Below are 770 nucleotides of genomic sequence, written 5' to 3' on the forward strand. Positions count from 1 at the left end.
GCGCATAAAAACTATACGACCGATATTACGAATTGCTTTTCTAACATCGCTTCTGGTCACAAGTCATAATGTATCAGCCAAACTCAATATTGGTATTACTCTTCATCCTTATCATAGCTATGTGGCAAACATTGTTGGTGACCGAGCAAATGTAATACCTCTGATCGAAGCAGGGTTTAATCCACACGCCTACAAACTCTCACCTGCAGATTTAAATCGTTTAAAAAACATGGATGCAATCGTGGTGAACGGTATTGGCCATGACGAATTTGCAATGGAAGCGATTAGAAAACTGAAACTTCCAAAACTTTCGGTTATTGAAGCCAATGCAGCAGTGCCTCTCATTAGTAAACGAGGAGGAAAGGTACACAATCCTCACACATTTGTAGCCATCGAGGCGGCGATTAGACAAATCTATACCATTGCGCGCGAACTTGGAGAGTTAGACCCAAACAATGCTAAGTTCTTCCTAAAAAATGCTTTCATCTACGCAAGACAGCTACGTGCGATTAAAAATAAGGCATTAGAAAGTATTAGCCAACTGGATATCGGTCTCATCCGTATTGCAAGCACACACGGAGCCTATGGTTATCTTCTTCAAGAATTTGGCATGACTGTCTCAGCTGTTGTTGAACCAGCGCATGGCCTATCACCTAGCGCATCGCAACTTCAAGACACGATTAATAAAATCAAAGCTGCTAACGTTCAAGTGCTTTTTACTGAACTAAATATGCCTAATCAATACGTGGACGTGATAGAAAAGGAAAGTG

At 41.2% G+C, this 770-nt stretch carries 1 protein-coding gene; it reads left to right on the forward strand.

The features are described from left to right. Positions 1-121: 121 nt before the first annotated feature. Positions 122-770, forward strand: a 649-nt coding sequence (locus A3762_RS03900; RefSeq protein ID WP_231878720.1) for a metal ABC transporter solute-binding protein, Zn/Mn family, incomplete at its 3' end; no start/stop codon positions are given.

The organism is Oleiphilus sp. HI0125 (assembly GCF_001635355.1).